Source organism: Cellulomonas sp. P4_A2 (assembly GCF_056402515.1).
The window spans coordinates 1-383 of the sequence record NZ_JBFUHG010000187.1 but is presented as its reverse complement, the minus strand read 5'-3'; the positions used below and the strand labels follow the sequence as shown (position 1 = coordinate 383).

At 75.5% G+C, this 383-nt stretch carries 1 pseudogene; it reads right to left on the bottom strand.

Features of this window, described 5'->3' with window-relative positions:
- Positions 1-383: pseudogene (locus AC1DUE_RS20660) on the bottom strand (aminoglycoside phosphotransferase family protein); the annotation flags it as partial.

The following is a 383-nucleotide window of genomic DNA, read 5'->3' as shown; positions in this document are numbered from 1 at the left end:
GGGTCCGGTTCAGCTCGCCGACCGCTGTCAGGACCCGGTCCAGCTCCGCCGATGTCCAGGGGATGCGGGGCTGGCGGCCGTCGATGTCCTGGAGGACGAGGGCGACCCGGGTTCCGTCGTCGTACGACCCGAGCAGCCGCGGCACGGGGGCGCCGGGCGGGAGAGCGGCGGTGTTCCGGGCCTCGGCGCGGTGCAGGTCGGGGCTGCCCGGGTTCGCCTCGGCGCTGACCGCCTTGACGAACGCGCGTCGGCCGTCGGTGAGCCTGACCCGGGCGGCGACTCCCGGTGAGAACCCGCCGTTCTGGCTCTGCACGTGGACGACGCGGGCGCCGAGGATGTCCTCCACGGCGCTGCGCACGGAGTCCGGCAGGTCGGCCCAGTGG